At 66.5% G+C, this 12,372-nt stretch carries 16 protein-coding genes; 13 read left to right on the top strand and 3 right to left on the bottom strand.

The genetic code is table 11. The features are described from left to right. Window positions 1-2: 2 nt before the first annotated feature. The 3 genes from purN to XCC_RS14465 all read left to right on the top strand — a co-directional run bounded on the left by purN (window position 3) and on the right by XCC_RS14465 (window position 2,204). On the top strand, window positions 3-656 hold the full coding sequence (purN, locus tag XCC_RS14455; RefSeq protein WP_011037918.1) for a phosphoribosylglycinamide formyltransferase: 654 nt from the start codon (window positions 3-5) through the stop codon (window positions 654-656). Window positions 657-719: 63 nt separating this feature from the next. After that, on the top strand, window positions 720-1,517 hold the full coding sequence (locus tag XCC_RS14460; RefSeq protein ID WP_011037919.1) for a DUF3108 domain-containing protein: 798 nt from the start codon (window positions 720-722) through the stop codon (window positions 1,515-1,517). 3 nt (window positions 1,518-1,520) lie between these two features. After that, window positions 1,521-2,204: a DUF3108 domain-containing protein gene (locus tag XCC_RS14465; RefSeq protein ID WP_011037920.1), complete on the top strand. Its 684-nt coding sequence runs from the start codon at window positions 1,521-1,523 to the stop codon at window positions 2,202-2,204. A gap of 294 nt (window positions 2,205-2,498) precedes the next feature. Here the strand turns inward: XCC_RS14465 and XCC_RS14470 are convergent, their stop codons facing one another. The 3 genes from XCC_RS14470 to XCC_RS14480 form a co-directional block, all read right to left on the bottom strand. After that, window positions 2,499-2,822: a hypothetical protein gene (locus tag XCC_RS14470; RefSeq protein WP_011037921.1), complete on the bottom strand. Its 324-nt coding sequence runs from the start codon at window positions 2,820-2,822 to the stop codon at window positions 2,499-2,501. Continuing rightward, complete coding sequence (murA, locus tag XCC_RS14475) at window positions 2,819-4,093, bottom strand: UDP-N-acetylglucosamine 1-carboxyvinyltransferase (RefSeq protein WP_011037922.1); 1,275 nt, start codon at window positions 4,091-4,093, stop codon at window positions 2,819-2,821. The genes XCC_RS14470 and murA overlap by 4 nt, the downstream gene beginning before the upstream one ends. 113 nt (window positions 4,094-4,206) lie before the next feature. Next, window positions 4,207-4,434, bottom strand: a complete 228-nt coding sequence (locus tag XCC_RS14480) for a BolA family protein (RefSeq protein WP_011037923.1) — start codon at window positions 4,432-4,434, stop codon at window positions 4,207-4,209. Window positions 4,435-4,487: 53 nt separating this feature from the next. Between XCC_RS14480 and XCC_RS14485 the strand changes: the two genes are divergently transcribed. From XCC_RS14485 to rapZ, 10 genes are all read left to right on the top strand, one after another. Further along, on the top strand, window positions 4,488-5,489 hold the full coding sequence (locus XCC_RS14485) for a KpsF/GutQ family sugar-phosphate isomerase (RefSeq protein ID WP_011037924.1): 1,002 nt from the start codon (window positions 4,488-4,490) through the stop codon (window positions 5,487-5,489). Window positions 5,490-5,537: 48 nt separating this feature from the next. Next, window positions 5,538-6,086 carry a KdsC family phosphatase gene (locus XCC_RS14490; RefSeq protein ID WP_011037925.1) on the top strand — a complete coding sequence of 183 codons (549 nt, stop codon included), beginning with the start codon at window positions 5,538-5,540 and terminating at the stop codon, window positions 6,084-6,086. Further along, a complete protein-coding gene (gene lptC / locus XCC_RS14495; RefSeq protein ID WP_011037926.1) occupies window positions 6,083-6,658 on the top strand; it encodes an LPS export ABC transporter periplasmic protein LptC in 576 nt (191 codons plus the stop codon). Before XCC_RS14490 ends, lptC begins: the two co-directional genes overlap by 4 nt. Next, entirely contained in the window at window positions 6,636-7,172 is a 537-nt protein-coding gene (lptA, locus tag XCC_RS14500) for a lipopolysaccharide transport periplasmic protein LptA (protein ID WP_011037927.1), read from the top strand. The genes lptC and lptA overlap by 23 nt, the downstream gene beginning before the upstream one ends. Continuing rightward, entirely contained in the window at window positions 7,172-7,891 is a 720-nt protein-coding gene (lptB, locus tag XCC_RS14505; RefSeq protein ID WP_011037928.1) for an LPS export ABC transporter ATP-binding protein, read from the top strand. The genes lptA and lptB overlap by 1 nt, the downstream gene beginning before the upstream one ends. 81 nt (window positions 7,892-7,972) lie before the next feature. Further along, window positions 7,973-9,367 carry an RNA polymerase factor sigma-54 gene (locus XCC_RS14510; protein WP_016944115.1) on the top strand — a complete coding sequence of 465 codons (1,395 nt, stop codon included), beginning with the start codon at window positions 7,973-7,975 and terminating at the stop codon, window positions 9,365-9,367. Between the two features lie 87 nt (window positions 9,368-9,454). Then, window positions 9,455-9,772 (top strand): ribosome hibernation-promoting factor, HPF/YfiA family, encoded by a 318-nt coding sequence (gene hpf, locus XCC_RS14515; protein WP_011037930.1) that lies wholly within the window; start codon window positions 9,455-9,457, stop codon window positions 9,770-9,772. Window positions 9,773-9,793: 21 nt separating this feature from the next. Next, a complete protein-coding gene (locus tag XCC_RS14520; RefSeq protein ID WP_011037931.1) occupies window positions 9,794-10,252 on the top strand; it encodes a PTS sugar transporter subunit IIA in 459 nt (152 codons plus the stop codon). Beyond that, entirely contained in the window at window positions 10,249-11,199 is a 951-nt protein-coding gene (hprK, locus tag XCC_RS14525) for an HPr(Ser) kinase/phosphatase (protein ID WP_005993219.1), read from the top strand. The genes XCC_RS14520 and hprK overlap by 4 nt, the downstream gene beginning before the upstream one ends. Next, window positions 11,196-12,068, top strand: coding sequence for an RNase adapter RapZ (rapZ, locus tag XCC_RS14530; RefSeq protein WP_014508477.1), 873 nt, complete (start codon window positions 11,196-11,198; stop codon window positions 12,066-12,068). Before hprK ends, rapZ begins: the two co-directional genes overlap by 4 nt. The last annotated feature ends 304 nt before the right edge of the window (window positions 12,069-12,372 follow it).

A 12,372-nucleotide genomic window follows, 5' to 3' on the forward strand; every position in this document is an offset into this window, starting at 1 on the left:
GTATGAGCCTGCGCCTTGCAGTCCTGGCCTCCGGGCGCGGCAGTAATCTGCAGGCCATCCTCGATGCGATTGCCGCCGGGCAGTTGGCGGCCGAGGTGGCCGGTGTGTTTTCCGACCGGGAACAGGCGCCGGCCTTGCAGAAAGTGGATGCGTCGCGACGCTGGAGCGCCAGCCCACGCGCGTTCGCCGACCGCGCGGCGTTCGACAGTGCATTGGGCGACGCCATCGCCGCAGTGCAGCCGGATTGGGTGATCTGCGCCGGCTACATGCGCATCCTGGGCGAGCCTCTGGTGCGCCGCTTCACCGGCCGCATGCTCAACATCCATCCCTCGCTGCTGCCCAAATACCGCGGCTTGCACACGCATGCGCGGGCGCTGGAGGCCGGCGATGCCGAGCACGGTGCCAGCGTGCATCTGGTGGTGCCGGAACTGGATGCCGGCCCGGTGATCGCCCAGGCCCATGTGCCGGTGTTGCCGGACGACACCGCCGAGTCACTGGCGGCGCGGGTGCTGGACCGCGAACACCCGCTGCTGCTGGCCACGCTGCGGTTACTGGCCAGCGGCCGGGTCACCACGCCCGACGGGCGCGTGCATATCGACGGTCAGTGCCTGTTTACACCACTGCGACTAGAGTCCGCTGGCATCGCGCTCGTTTAGCGCGGACACGCGCCCCTCATTCCCTCTCGGACATCCTTGCGGCCCCGTGCCTCGCTCCCGCGCATGAAAGTCCTGCCCTTCGCTGTCGCGTTGTTCACCACGGCCCTGCTTTGCCAGGCCGGTATCGGCCGTGCGCAACAGGCCCCGGCCGCCGCGCCCGTGCCCGCGCAACCAGCCGCTCCGGCCTTGCCGGCCAGTAGCTGGACGCCGCCCGCGCTGGAGCCATTCGTGGCGACCTACCAGGCGTTCTACCGCGGCAAGGAAGCCGGCGACGCCACCATGCAGGTCAGTCACGGCGACGGCAACCAATGGCGTATCGACATGGCCGTGCGCGGGCGCAAGGGCTTTGCCAGCATCCTGGGACTGAACCTGGAGCAGAGCACCGTGTTCCGTGTCGATGGCGACACCTACGTGCCGCTGACCCAGAGCACCGTGCGCAAGGCGATGTTCTTCGGCAAGAAGGTCACCGGCGTCTACAACTGGCAGGCCGGCACTGCGCAGTGGGACGGCGACCTGAAGAAAGAGCGTCAGCAGCCGATTCCGCTGCAGCGCGGCGACCAGAGCGCGCTGTCGCTCAATCTGTCGCTGATGCGCGACGCACAACCCGGCCGCAGCCTGAGCTACCGCTACGTCGATGTCGGCCGGGTGCGCCAATACGATTACCGCGCCGCCGATGCCACCGAAGTGGTGCAGGTGGGCGACCTCAGCTACGACGCGTTGCGCGTATACCGCGTCAACAGCGGCGACAACGAAACCATCCTCTGGATTGCCAACGGCGTACCTACGCCGGTCCGCATCCTGCAACGTGACAAAGGTGAGGATCAGGTCGATCTGCGCCTGGTCGAATACCAAGGAGCCTGACCCATGAAGACGTTCACCCGTACCAGTTCGTTGATTGCCGCAGCGGCCCTGGCGGTTGCCAGCCTGCCCGCGCTGGCCGTGCAGCCGTTCCAGGCCGATTACTCGGCCAATTACATGGGCATGCAGGCCAACGGCACCATGACCCTGGCCGCGGCCGGCGCCAACCAGTGGCGCTACACGCTCACCATCCAGAACCAGCTGGCCAACCTGACCCAGAGCACGGTGTTCGAAGAGGCCAATGGCCAGCTGCGCCCGGTCAGCAGCAATGACACCTCTTCGATGATGGTCAAGCGGCGCAACGTCACCGCCAACTACGACTGGAAGACCAGCCAGGCCACCTGGAGCGGCGACATCAAGCCGGACCGCCGCGGCCCGGTCAAGCTGCAGCCGGGCGATATGGATGCGCTGTTGATCAATCTGGCCATCACCCGCGACCTGGCCGCTGGCAAGCCGCTGAACTACCGCATGGTGGACGAAGGCCGCATCAAGCCGATGAGTTACAAGGTGGTGGGCAAGGAAACCATCACCGTCAACGGCAAGCAGGAACAGGCCACCAAGGTGTCGCGTGTGGACGGCGACAAGGAATTGATCGCATGGGTGGTCAAGGACCTGCCGGTACCTGCGCGCTTGCTGCAGAAGGAAAAAGGCCAGGACGCGCTGGATCTGACCATCAAGGCGCTGCGCTGACGACTCGCCAGGCCGTCGCCTGATCTCGGGTGTGCGGCCGGACGTAGGAGCGCGCTTGCGCGCGATGAGGCGTTATCGATAAAGCCCCATCGCGCGCGAGCGCGCTCCTACGAATGAAGATGGTGCATCTGCGGGTTCATTGCGCTGCGCATCGACCATCAAAAAGCCCGGCAGCGTGCCGGGCTTTTTTGTGTCTGCATGTGTCTCGCCGCGGCTCGCACCTGGCACGACCCACCTCGCAGATCGAGGCACATGCAAGACGCGTAAGGCTCTCAACGTCCTCACGCACTCACCTCACGGCTTGGCCGCAGCCTTGTCATCGCCGGTATTGAACACCGTGCGGCAATCCACGCGAATCTGCGCTTCGGTTGAGCGCCAATAAAACAGGTCGCAGTGGCGCTTGCCTTCGACGGTCTTCTTGACCGCCACCGCGTAGAACGATTGCGCGATTTCCTCGCGGCTGGCCGTGCCGTCGCCGTTCCAGTCCATGTCCTTGAACTCGACGCCCTGCGTGATGGCCATGCCGACCGACCAGGCGTAGACCAGCCACGCCAGGATCAGCACGATCACCCCCAGCAGCACCTTGCGGCGGGTGGTGAATTGGCCGCGCAGGATCATGCGATGCGCCGGATGGTCGCGCCCAGCGCCCCCAGCTTCTCCTCGATGTTTTCGTAGCCACGGTCCAGGTGGTAGATGCGATCGATGGTGGTGTCGCCGTCGGCGACCAGGCCGGCCAGGATCAGCGAGGCTGACGCACGCAGGTCGGTGGCCATCACCGGCGCGCCGCTGAGGCGTTCGGCGCCGCGCACGATCGCGGTATGCCCTTCCACCTGGATATCCGCACCCAGGCGCAGCAGCTCGTTGACGTGCATGAAGCGGTTTTCGAAGATCGTCTCGTTGATCACGCCTACGCCGTCGGCCACGCAGTTGAGCGCCATGAATTGCGCCTGCATGTCGGTGGGAAACGCCGGGTACGGCGCAGTGGTCAGGTTGACCGCGCGCGGGCGCTTGCCGTGCATGTCCAGGGTGACGCTGTCGGCGGTGGTGGTGATCGTCGCGCCGGCTTCGGTGAGCTTGTCCAGCACCGCGTCCAGGGTGTCCGGGCGCGCGCGACGCACGGTGACGCTGCCGCCGGTCATCGCTGCGGCCACCAAAAAGGTACCGGTCTCGATGCGGTCCGGCAGCACCGCATGGTGGCCGCCGCCCAGGCGCTCGACGCCCTGCACCGTGATGCGCGGCGTGCCGGCGCCTTCGATCTGTGCACCCAGCGCGATCAGGCAGTCGGCCAGGTCGGTGACTTCCGGCTCCATCGCCGCGTTTTCCAGCACGGTGGTGCCTTCGGCCAGCACGGCGGCCATCAGCACGTTCTCGGTGCCGGTGACGCTGACCATGTCGAACACGTAACGCCCGCCCTTGAGCCGGCCGTTGCTGGTGGCCTTGATGTAGCCGTTTTCCACGCTGATGTCCGCACCCAGCGCCTGCAGGCCCTTGATGTGCTGGTCCACCGGACGCGAGCCGATCGCGCAACCGCCGGGTAGCGACACTTCGGCGGTGCCGTAGCGCGCCAGCAGCGGGCCCAGCACCAGGATCGAGGCGCGCATGGTCTTGACCAGCTCGTACGGCGCGATCTGGTGGGTGACCGAGCGCGGGTCGACCAGGATCGAGCGCCCCTTGGCCAGCGTGCCTTCATCGATGGTGACCTCGGCGCCCAGCTCGCTGAGCAGCTTCACCGTGGTGATCACATCGTGCAGGTGCGGCACGTTGCTGATCTCCACCGGCGCATCGGCCAGCAGGGTCGCGCACAGGATCGGCAGCACCGCGTTCTTGGCGCCGGAAATATGGACCTCACCGTGCAGCGCTTGGCCGCCGGTCACTACGATTTTTGCCATGGGAACTCAGGGAATCCGAAATGAAGTCAGGGGAATGAGGAGGCGGCCAGGCGCACGCTGGAGGCTGGCGGTCAACGCGCAGGAGCGCCCGTCAGCCAGGTGCTACCAAAGGCTCAGGCCTCGTCGGGGGTCAGCGTCTTGAGCTGCAGCGCGTGGATCGCCCCGCCCATCAGCTCGCCCAGGGTGGCGTAGACCATGCGGTGGCGGGCCAGCGGCGCTTTCCCCACAAAGGCCGGGCTGACCACGGTCGCCTCGAAATGCACGCCATCCTCGCCCTGCACGTCGACGCGGGCTTCAGGCAAGCCGGATTCGATGAGTTTACGGATGGTTTCGGCGTCCAAAGGGCGTTTCCTCATAAAATGAGCGCACATTCTACTCTTCACCCGAGCCCTGCATGGCCGTCTCGCACCTGCCCTCCGCCACCGTCAGCGACGCCAGCCTGGTCGCCAGCGGGCAGCGCGTGCTCGAGATCGAGCAGGCGGCCCTGGCCGCGCTGGGCGCACGCATCGGTGCGCCGTTTGCCGCCGCCTGCCGGCTGGTGCTGGCCTCGCGCGGGCGGGTGGTCGCCACCGGCATGGGCAAATCCGGGCATATCGCGCGCAAGATCGCCGCCACCCTGGCCTCCACCGGCACCCCGGCGTTCTTCGTGCACCCGGGCGAGGCCGGGCATGGCGACCTGGGCATGATCACCGAGGCCGACATCGTGCTGGCGTTGTCGTATTCGGGCGAATCGGACGAAGTCCGCATGCTGCTGCCGGTGCTCAAGCGCCAGGGCAACCCGATCATCGCGATGACCGGCCGCCCCGCCTCCACCCTGGCGCAGGCCGCCGACGTGCACCTGGATGTCAGCGTGTCTGCCGAAGCCTGCCCCCTGCACCTGGCGCCGACCTCCAGCACCACCGCCTCATTGGCGATGGGCGATGCGTTGGCGGTGGCCCTGCTGGACGCGCGCGGCTTCACCGCCGACGACTTCGCCCGCTCGCATCCGGCCGGTAGCCTGGGGCGCCGCCTGCTGCTGCACATCACCGATGTGATGCACGGCGGCGACGAGCTGCCGCGCGTGCGCGAGGACGCCAGCCTGAGCGAGGCGCTGATGGAGATGAGCCGCAAGCGCCTGGGCATGACCGCCGTGGTGGACGCGCAAGAGCGGCTGATCGGCCTGTTCACCGACGGCGATCTGCGCCGCGCGCTGGACAGCGACATCGACGTGCGCAGCGCCGGCATTGCCGAGGTGATGACCCGCAACCCCAAGACCATCGGTGCCGACCAGCTGGCCGCCGAGGCCGCGCGGCTGATGGAGGACTACAAGATCAATGGCCTGATCGTGGTCGATGCGCAGCAGCGCGCGGTCGGCGCATTGAACATTCACGACCTGTTGCGCGCCAAGGTGGTTTAACAGGTTCAGTTTTCAACCGCCGGACCCCGTTCTCACCGATTCGTGCCGATGCCCTATTCCCCCCTGCAAGACCTTCCTGCCGACCTCATCGACCGTGCCGCCCGCGTGCGCCTGGCGTGTTTCGACGTCGACGGCACCCTGACCGACGGCCGCCTGTACTACGACCACGCCGGCAACGAGAGCAAGGCCTTCAATGTGCTCGACGGCCAGGGCCTGAAGCAGCTGGAGCATGCCGGCATCCACGTGGCGCTGATCACTGCACGCGCCAGCTTGTCGGCGGAAAAACGTGGCCAGGATCTGGGCCTGCATGTGCAGATCGGGGTCAAGAACAAGCGCCTGGCAGTGCTGGCGCTATGCCAGGAGCACGGGCTCTCGCTGGACCAGGTGTTGTTCATGGGCGATGACCTGCCCGACCTGCCGGCGTTGCTGGCGGTCGGCTTGCCGGTCGCGCCCGCCAACGCGCACCCGTGGATTGCCGAACGCGTGCAGTGGCACACCCGCGCACGTGGCGGCGAAGGCGCCGCGCGCGAAGTCTGCGACGTGGTGCTGGCCGCTCAGGGCCAGGTCGACAGCATCATCGCGAGGTTCTCGGCATGACCTGGAACTGGCGCACCACGCTCGGCGCGGTGCTGCTGGCGGCGGCGATCATCAGCGGCTGGTCAGCCTGGCAGCAGCGCGCGCGTCCGGTTGCCGCGGCGGTGGACGATTCCAAGGCCGACTACGTGCTGCGCGACTTCGAGTTGATTGCCCTGGACAAGGAGAGCGGCAAGGAGTCGATGACGCTGCGCGCGCCGGAAATGCACCGCAACCGCGCCGACCAGACCTCGGAGATCACCACGCCGGTGTTCCTGCTGCCCGACAACGCCAACAATCCGTGGACGCTGCGCTCCAAGACCGGCTGGATCAGCCCCAAGGGCGATGAAATGCGCCTGCGCGGTGATGTGTCCGGCGACAGCCCCACCACCGGCAACACCCCGCCCACCACTTTCCGCACCGAGAGCCTGGACGTGTTTCCGCAGCAGAACCTGGCCAAGACCGCCGCGCCGGTCACCATGCGCCGGCCGGGTATCATGCAAAGCGGGGTCGGCTTCGAGGCCGATCTCAAGACACGCCAGTACAAGCTCCTTTCCCAGGTCAAGACCCGCTATGAACCGAATGCTGCCCGCTAAACTGGCGTTTGCCGCACTGCTGCTGCCCGCATTGGCGATGGCCAAGACCAGCGATCGCAATCAGCCGATGACGATCGACTCCAACAGCAACGATTGCAACATGCTCGATGACAGCGGCAAGTGCCGTTTCAGCGGCAAGGTGGTGATCACCCAGGGCACGCTGGAAATCCACGCCGACACCGCCGACATCTTCCAGAAGAACGGCCAGACCGACCGCGTAGTGCTCAACGGCAAGCAGGCCACGCTGAAGCAGGAGATGGACGACGGCGCGATGATGAACGGCCAGGCCGACAACATCGAATACAAGGTCGCCGACGAAATCATCATCCTCACCGGCAATTACAAGGTGGATTCGCCCAAGGGCACCAACGCTGGTCAGCGCATGGTCTACAACACCAAGACCGGCAACATGCAGAGCGGAGGCGACGGCAGCCGCGTGCGCACCATCATCCAGCCCAAGACTGCCGCGCCCGCCGCGGCGCCCGCACCGGCCAAGCCGCAGGGGAAGAAGTAATGCTGGTCGCCACCGGTCTGCGCAAGAAATACAAGCAGCGCGAAGTGGTCAAGGAGTTCGGCCTGACCCTGGAGGCCGGCGAAGTGGTCGGCCTGCTGGGCCCCAACGGTGCCGGCAAGACCACGTGCTTCTATATGATCGTCGGGCTGGTCGAGGCCGATGCCGGGCGTATCGAACTGGACGGCCGCGACCTCACCGCCGAGCCGATGTACGCGCGCGCCAAGCTCGGTGTGGGCTACCTGCCGCAGGAGCCGTCGGTGTTCCGCAAGCTCAGCGTGGCCGACAACATCCGCCTGGTGCTGGAACTGCGCGACGACCTCGACGGGCCAGGCCAGGAGAAAGAACTGGCCTCGCTGCTGGAAGAGCTGCAGATCACCCACGTGGCCGACCAGCTGGGCGCCAGCCTGTCCGGCGGCGAGCGGCGCCGTTGCGAGATCGCCCGCGCGCTGGCCGCCAAACCGCGCATGATGCTGCTCGATGAACCGTTCGCCGGCGTGGACCCGATTTCGGTCGGCGAGATCCAGCGCATCGTCATCCACCTCAAGGAACGCGGCATCGGCGTGTTGATCACCGATCACAACGTGCGCGAGACCTTGGGAATCTGCGACCGCGCGTATATCCTCGCCGAGGGGGGCGTGCTGGCGCAGGGGGCACCGGACGCTTTGCTCAACAATCCCGACGTGCGGCGCGTCTATCTGGGGGACACCTTCCGCCTTTGAGCGCGCCGCCGCGCCATAGGTCATCCAGCTAGTGTCCGCATGAAAGCCCGGCTCCAGACATCGTTAGGACAGCAGTTGGTCATGACGCCGCAATTGCGTCAGGCGATCAAACTATTGCAGATGTCCACCACCGAGCTGGAAGTGGAAATCGCCGAAGCGGTGGAGACCAATCCACTGCTGGAGTGGGCCGACGAAGCCGCGCACGCGGCCAGCGAGGCGCCGGTCGAACCGTCGCCCTCCGCCTCCAACGAAGAACGCCAACGCGACGAGCCGGCGCCTGCCGAGCGCGACGACGACTGGTCGCAGGACGAGCTGCAATGGACCGGCACTGGCAGTGGCGGCAGCTTCGACGATGACGACAACGGCGACGCCGCCGAACGCGTGGCCGAGTCCGAAACCCTGGCCGACCACCTGTTGTGGCAGTTGCACCTGTCACCGCTGTCGCCAAGGGACCGCCAGATCGGCGCGATCCTGATCGATGCCCTGGACGAAGACGGCTACCTGCGCGAGCCGCTCAGCGCGATTCTGGAGACGCTCAACCTCGGCAACGTGGACGAGGCCGAAGTGCTCACCGTGCTGCACCAGATCCAGCGCTTCGACCCGGTGGGCATCGGCGCACGCTCGCTGGGCGAATGTCTGGCGCTGCAGCTGCAGGTGCTCGATGCGGCGACGCCTGCGCGCGAGCTGGCGCTGCAGATCGTGGCCGGGCCGCTGGAGCGGCTGCCGCGCAGCGGCATTGCCGGCCTGGCCCACGAACTCAAGCGCTCTGCCGCCGATGTCGAGCAGGCCGTGCAGCTGGTGCGCTCGCTGGACCCGCGCCCGGGCAAGCAGATCAGCGCGCTGTCGCAGGACACCTATGTGGTGCCGGACTGTGTGATCTGGCGCCAGCGCGGCGTCTGGCGCGCCGCCCTGGCCGGCCGCGCGCAACCCAAGGTGACCATCCACCGCGGCTACGAGCAACTGATCCGCAGCTGCGGCGAATCCGACGCCGGCTACCTGCGTGGCCAACTGCAGGAAGCGCGCTGGCTGCTCAAGAGCCTGGAGGCGCGCGGCGAAACCCTGCTGCGGGTGGTGCGCTGCCTGCTGCAGCACCAGGCCGGGTTCCTGGAGTTCGGTGCGCAGGCGCTGCGCCCGCTGACCCTGCGCGAGATCGCCGGTGAGTTGGGCCTGCACGAATCGACGATTTCGCGTGCCATCGCCCGCAAGTACGTACGCACGCCGCGCGGCACCATCCCGCTGCGCTCGTTCTTTGCCTCCGGCATCGACACCGACAGCGGCGGCGAGGCCTCCAGCACGGCGATCCAGGCGATGATCCGGCGCCTGATCGATGCGGAAAACCCGCGCAAACCCTTGTCGGACGCCAAGTTGGCAGATCTGTTGAAAACTTCCGGCGTACCAGTAGCGCGCCGAACCGTTGCGAAGTATCGTGAGGCCATGAACATTTCCGCCTCCCACGAACGCGTGCGCATCGCCTGACGTTGCAACCACCGCAACGCCGGCCTGTGCCGGGTTCGCCGGACCACCGGAAAGGTTCATTGGCCCACCGACCAATGGAGGTATCCGATGCGTATCGAGACGTATGGCCACCAGCTTGAAGTGACCCCCGCCCTGCGGGACTACGTGGCAAGCAAGCTGCAGCGCCTGCAGCGCCACTTCGACCAGCACTGTGAAGTCCGAACCCAGCTGGCCGTCCGCAAGCCAGACCACCATGTGGTTGCCACCGTCAACCTCCCCGGCCGCACTCTGCACGCCGATGCCAGCGGTTCCACCATGTACGCCGCCATCGACCTGTTGGTCGACAAGCTCGACCGCCTGGTGCTCAAGCACAAAGAGAAGAAATGTAACCACCACGCCCGCGAGGTGCGCGACAATCCCGCATGACGCTTCTCGCTTGATGCCCTCATGCCTTTAACCGATCTGATGGCGGCCGTGCGCACCATGGTGTCGCCGGCCGCCGATCGCGACACCGTCCTGCATACCGCCGCCGAGCTGCTGTCCTGCCGCCAGGCCGGTACCGACGAACTGTTTGCCAACCTGTGCGAGCGCGAAGCCCTTGGCAGCACCGCCATCGGCCACGGCATTGCCATTCCGCACGGGCGCTGCCCCAACCTCACCGAACCACGTGGCGCCTTGCTGCGGCTGCAGACGCCGGTGGAGTTCGGCGCCGAAGAAGCCGTGGACCTGGTGTTTGCGATGGCGGTGCCGGCGCACTACACGCATCAGCACCTGATGCTGTTGTCGGAACTGGCCGAGCGCTTTTCTGACAGCCATTTTCGCCAGCAGCTGCGCGCCGCGCCCGATGCGCAAGCGCTGATGGCGCTGCTGACTGAGGTACCGCCTCCACACGCGAGCGCCGCATGAATACCAGCATCACCGCACGTGAACTGTTCGACCAGCAGCGCGACAAGCTGGCACTGCGCTGGGTTGCGGGGCAAAAGGGGGAACACCGCGAGATCCAGGCCGGCAGCAATAATGCGCGCCGGCCCTCGCTGGCCGGCTATCTCAATGTGATCTATCCGAACAAGGTGCAGATCCTCGGTACCGAGGAGCTGGCCTGGCTGGATTCGCTGGATGCGCGGCAACGCTGGGAGACGATCGAAAAGATCATCCAGGTGCAGCCGCTGGCACTGGCGATCAGCAAGAACCAGTCCTGCCCGGAAGATCTGCGCGCGGCGGCGGATGAATCCAATACGCCGCTGTGGATCTCGCCCAAGCGCGGCCATGAGCTGCTCAATCATCTGTCCTACCACCTTGCGCGCACGCTGGCGCCGCGGGTCACGCTGCATGGCGTGTTCATGGAGATCTATTCGATCGGCGTATTGATCACCGGCGAAGCCGGCTCGGGCAAGAGCGAACTGGCGCTGGAACTGCTCAGCCGCGGGCACCGCCTGGTGGCCGACGACGCACCGGAATTCACCCAGATCGCGCCGGACGTACTCGACGGCACCTGCCCCGAGCTGTTGCAGGATCTGCTGGAAGTGCGCGGCCTGGGCGTGTTGAACGTGCGCGACATGTTCGGCGACACCGCGGTGAAGAAGAACAAGTACCTGCGCCTGATCGTGCACCTGACCCGGCCGATGACCGAGCCCACGCCTTCCGGCTATGAGCGCCTGACCGGTGATTCCGGCAGCCGCCACGTGCTGGATCTGGACGTGCCGCTGATCACCCTGCCGGTGATGCCCGGCCGCAACCTGGCCGTGCTGACCGAGGCGGCCACCCGCCTGCACATCCTGCGCACCAAGGGCATCGACCCGGCGGCGATGTTCATCGCCCGCCACAGCAACCTGCTGGAGCGACGCACCCCATGAGCATTGCCGCGTCCACCTTGATGATCGTCAGCGGGTTGTCCGGCTCCGGCAAGTCGGTGGCGCTGAAGACCTTCGAAGACCTCGACTATTACTGTTCGGACAATCTGCCGGTCGAGTTGCTGCCGGACTTTGTGCGCAGCCGGCTGCGGGGCAACCCGCTCGGCGACCAGCGCCTGGCAGTGGGCATCGATGTGCGCAGCCGCAGCGACCTGACCCAGCTGGCGCAGTGGCGGCAGGCCGCGCAGGAATACGGCATCGAGGCACGCCTGCTGTTTTTCGAAGCCAGCGACGAAGCCCTGCTCAAGCGTTACGCCGATACCCGCCGCCGCCATCCGCTCAGCCAGCTCGGCCTGGCGTTGCCGGAAGCGATCACCCGCGAGCGCGAATTGACCGCGCCGCTGCGTGCGCAGGCCGATGCCATCATCGATACCAGCGCGCTCAACGTGCACCAACTGCGCCGACGCGTTGTCACCGAGTTCGCGCTGGGCAACAGCGACCGCTTGTCGCTGCTGTTCGAATCCTTCGCCTACAAGCGCGGCGTGCCGGCCGAGGCCGACTTCGTGTTCGATGCGCGTGTGCTGCCCAACCCGCACTGGGACCCGGAGCTGCGCCCACTCACCGGCCGCGATGCCGGCGTGCGCGATTACCTGGACAAGGAGCCGGACGTGATCCGCTATTCGGCGCAGATCGTGGACCTGCTCGATACCTGGCTGCCGCGCCTGCGCAACGACACCCGCAGCTACGTCACCATCGCGTTCGGCTGCACCGGCGGCAAGCACCGCTCGGTGTATCTGGCCGAACGCATGGCCCGGCATGCGCGCGAACAGGGCTGGCCGGAAGTGGCGACGTTTCATCGCGAGCAGGATTGAATCTCGGGATTGGGGAATCGGGATTCGGGAATCGGGAATCGGGAATCGGGAATCGTTGAAGCGTTGTGCTGCGGTCTGCGCCGCGGCTGGTCAGCTGGAGGGAGCCTTGCGTTTGCCTGATGCGGCTACTGTGCGCGCTTGATGTGATTGGGCGTCGCGGAGCAGAGCGTGCGCCCGACGCATTTATTGCATTGCTCCATCTCCACGCGGTCGACCGCGCTGACCCAAGCGATAGGGGTCGGCACGCATGGCGAATTGGAAACACGGCAAAGGCATCGCCAAGTAGCGCAGGCTACGAGCATCG

The sequence above is a fragment of the Xanthomonas campestris pv. campestris str. ATCC 33913 genome (assembly GCF_000007145.1).
Taxonomy (GTDB): domain Bacteria; phylum Pseudomonadota; class Gammaproteobacteria; order Xanthomonadales; family Xanthomonadaceae; genus Xanthomonas; species Xanthomonas campestris.

Bases quoted from the DNA above. Each gene is read 5' to 3' on its own strand.
- purN (WP_011037918.1), top strand. From the start codon at position 3: ATGAGCCTGCGCCTTGCAGTCCTGGCCTCCGGGCGCGGCAGTAATCTG.
- XCC_RS14460 (WP_011037919.1), top strand. From the start codon at position 720: ATGAAAGTCCTGCCCTTCGCTGTCGCGTTGTTCACCACGGCCCTGCTT.
- XCC_RS14465 (WP_011037920.1), top strand. From the start codon at position 1,521: ATGAAGACGTTCACCCGTACCAGTTCGTTGATTGCCGCAGCGGCCCTG.
- XCC_RS14470 (WP_011037921.1), bottom strand. From the start codon at position 2,822: ATGATCCTGCGCGGCCAATTCACCACCCGCCGCAAGGTGCTGCTGGGG.
- murA (WP_011037922.1), bottom strand. From the start codon at position 4,093: ATGGCAAAAATCGTAGTGACCGGCGGCCAAGCGCTGCACGGTGAGGTC.
- XCC_RS14485 (WP_011037924.1), top strand. From the start codon at position 4,488: ATGGCCGTCTCGCACCTGCCCTCCGCCACCGTCAGCGACGCCAGCCTG.
- XCC_RS14490 (WP_011037925.1), top strand. From the start codon at position 5,538: ATGCCCTATTCCCCCCTGCAAGACCTTCCTGCCGACCTCATCGACCGT.
- lptC (WP_011037926.1), top strand. From the start codon at position 6,083: ATGACCTGGAACTGGCGCACCACGCTCGGCGCGGTGCTGCTGGCGGCG.
- lptA (WP_011037927.1), top strand. From the start codon at position 6,636: ATGAACCGAATGCTGCCCGCTAAACTGGCGTTTGCCGCACTGCTGCTG.
- lptB (WP_011037928.1), top strand. From the start codon at position 7,172: ATGCTGGTCGCCACCGGTCTGCGCAAGAAATACAAGCAGCGCGAAGTG.
- XCC_RS14510 (WP_016944115.1), top strand. From the start codon at position 7,973: ATGACGCCGCAATTGCGTCAGGCGATCAAACTATTGCAGATGTCCACC.
- hpf (WP_011037930.1), top strand. From the start codon at position 9,455: ATGCGTATCGAGACGTATGGCCACCAGCTTGAAGTGACCCCCGCCCTG.
- XCC_RS14520 (WP_011037931.1), top strand. From the start codon at position 9,794: ATGCCTTTAACCGATCTGATGGCGGCCGTGCGCACCATGGTGTCGCCG.
- hprK (WP_005993219.1), top strand. From the start codon at position 10,249: ATGAATACCAGCATCACCGCACGTGAACTGTTCGACCAGCAGCGCGAC.
- rapZ (WP_014508477.1), top strand. From the start codon at position 11,196: ATGAGCATTGCCGCGTCCACCTTGATGATCGTCAGCGGGTTGTCCGGC.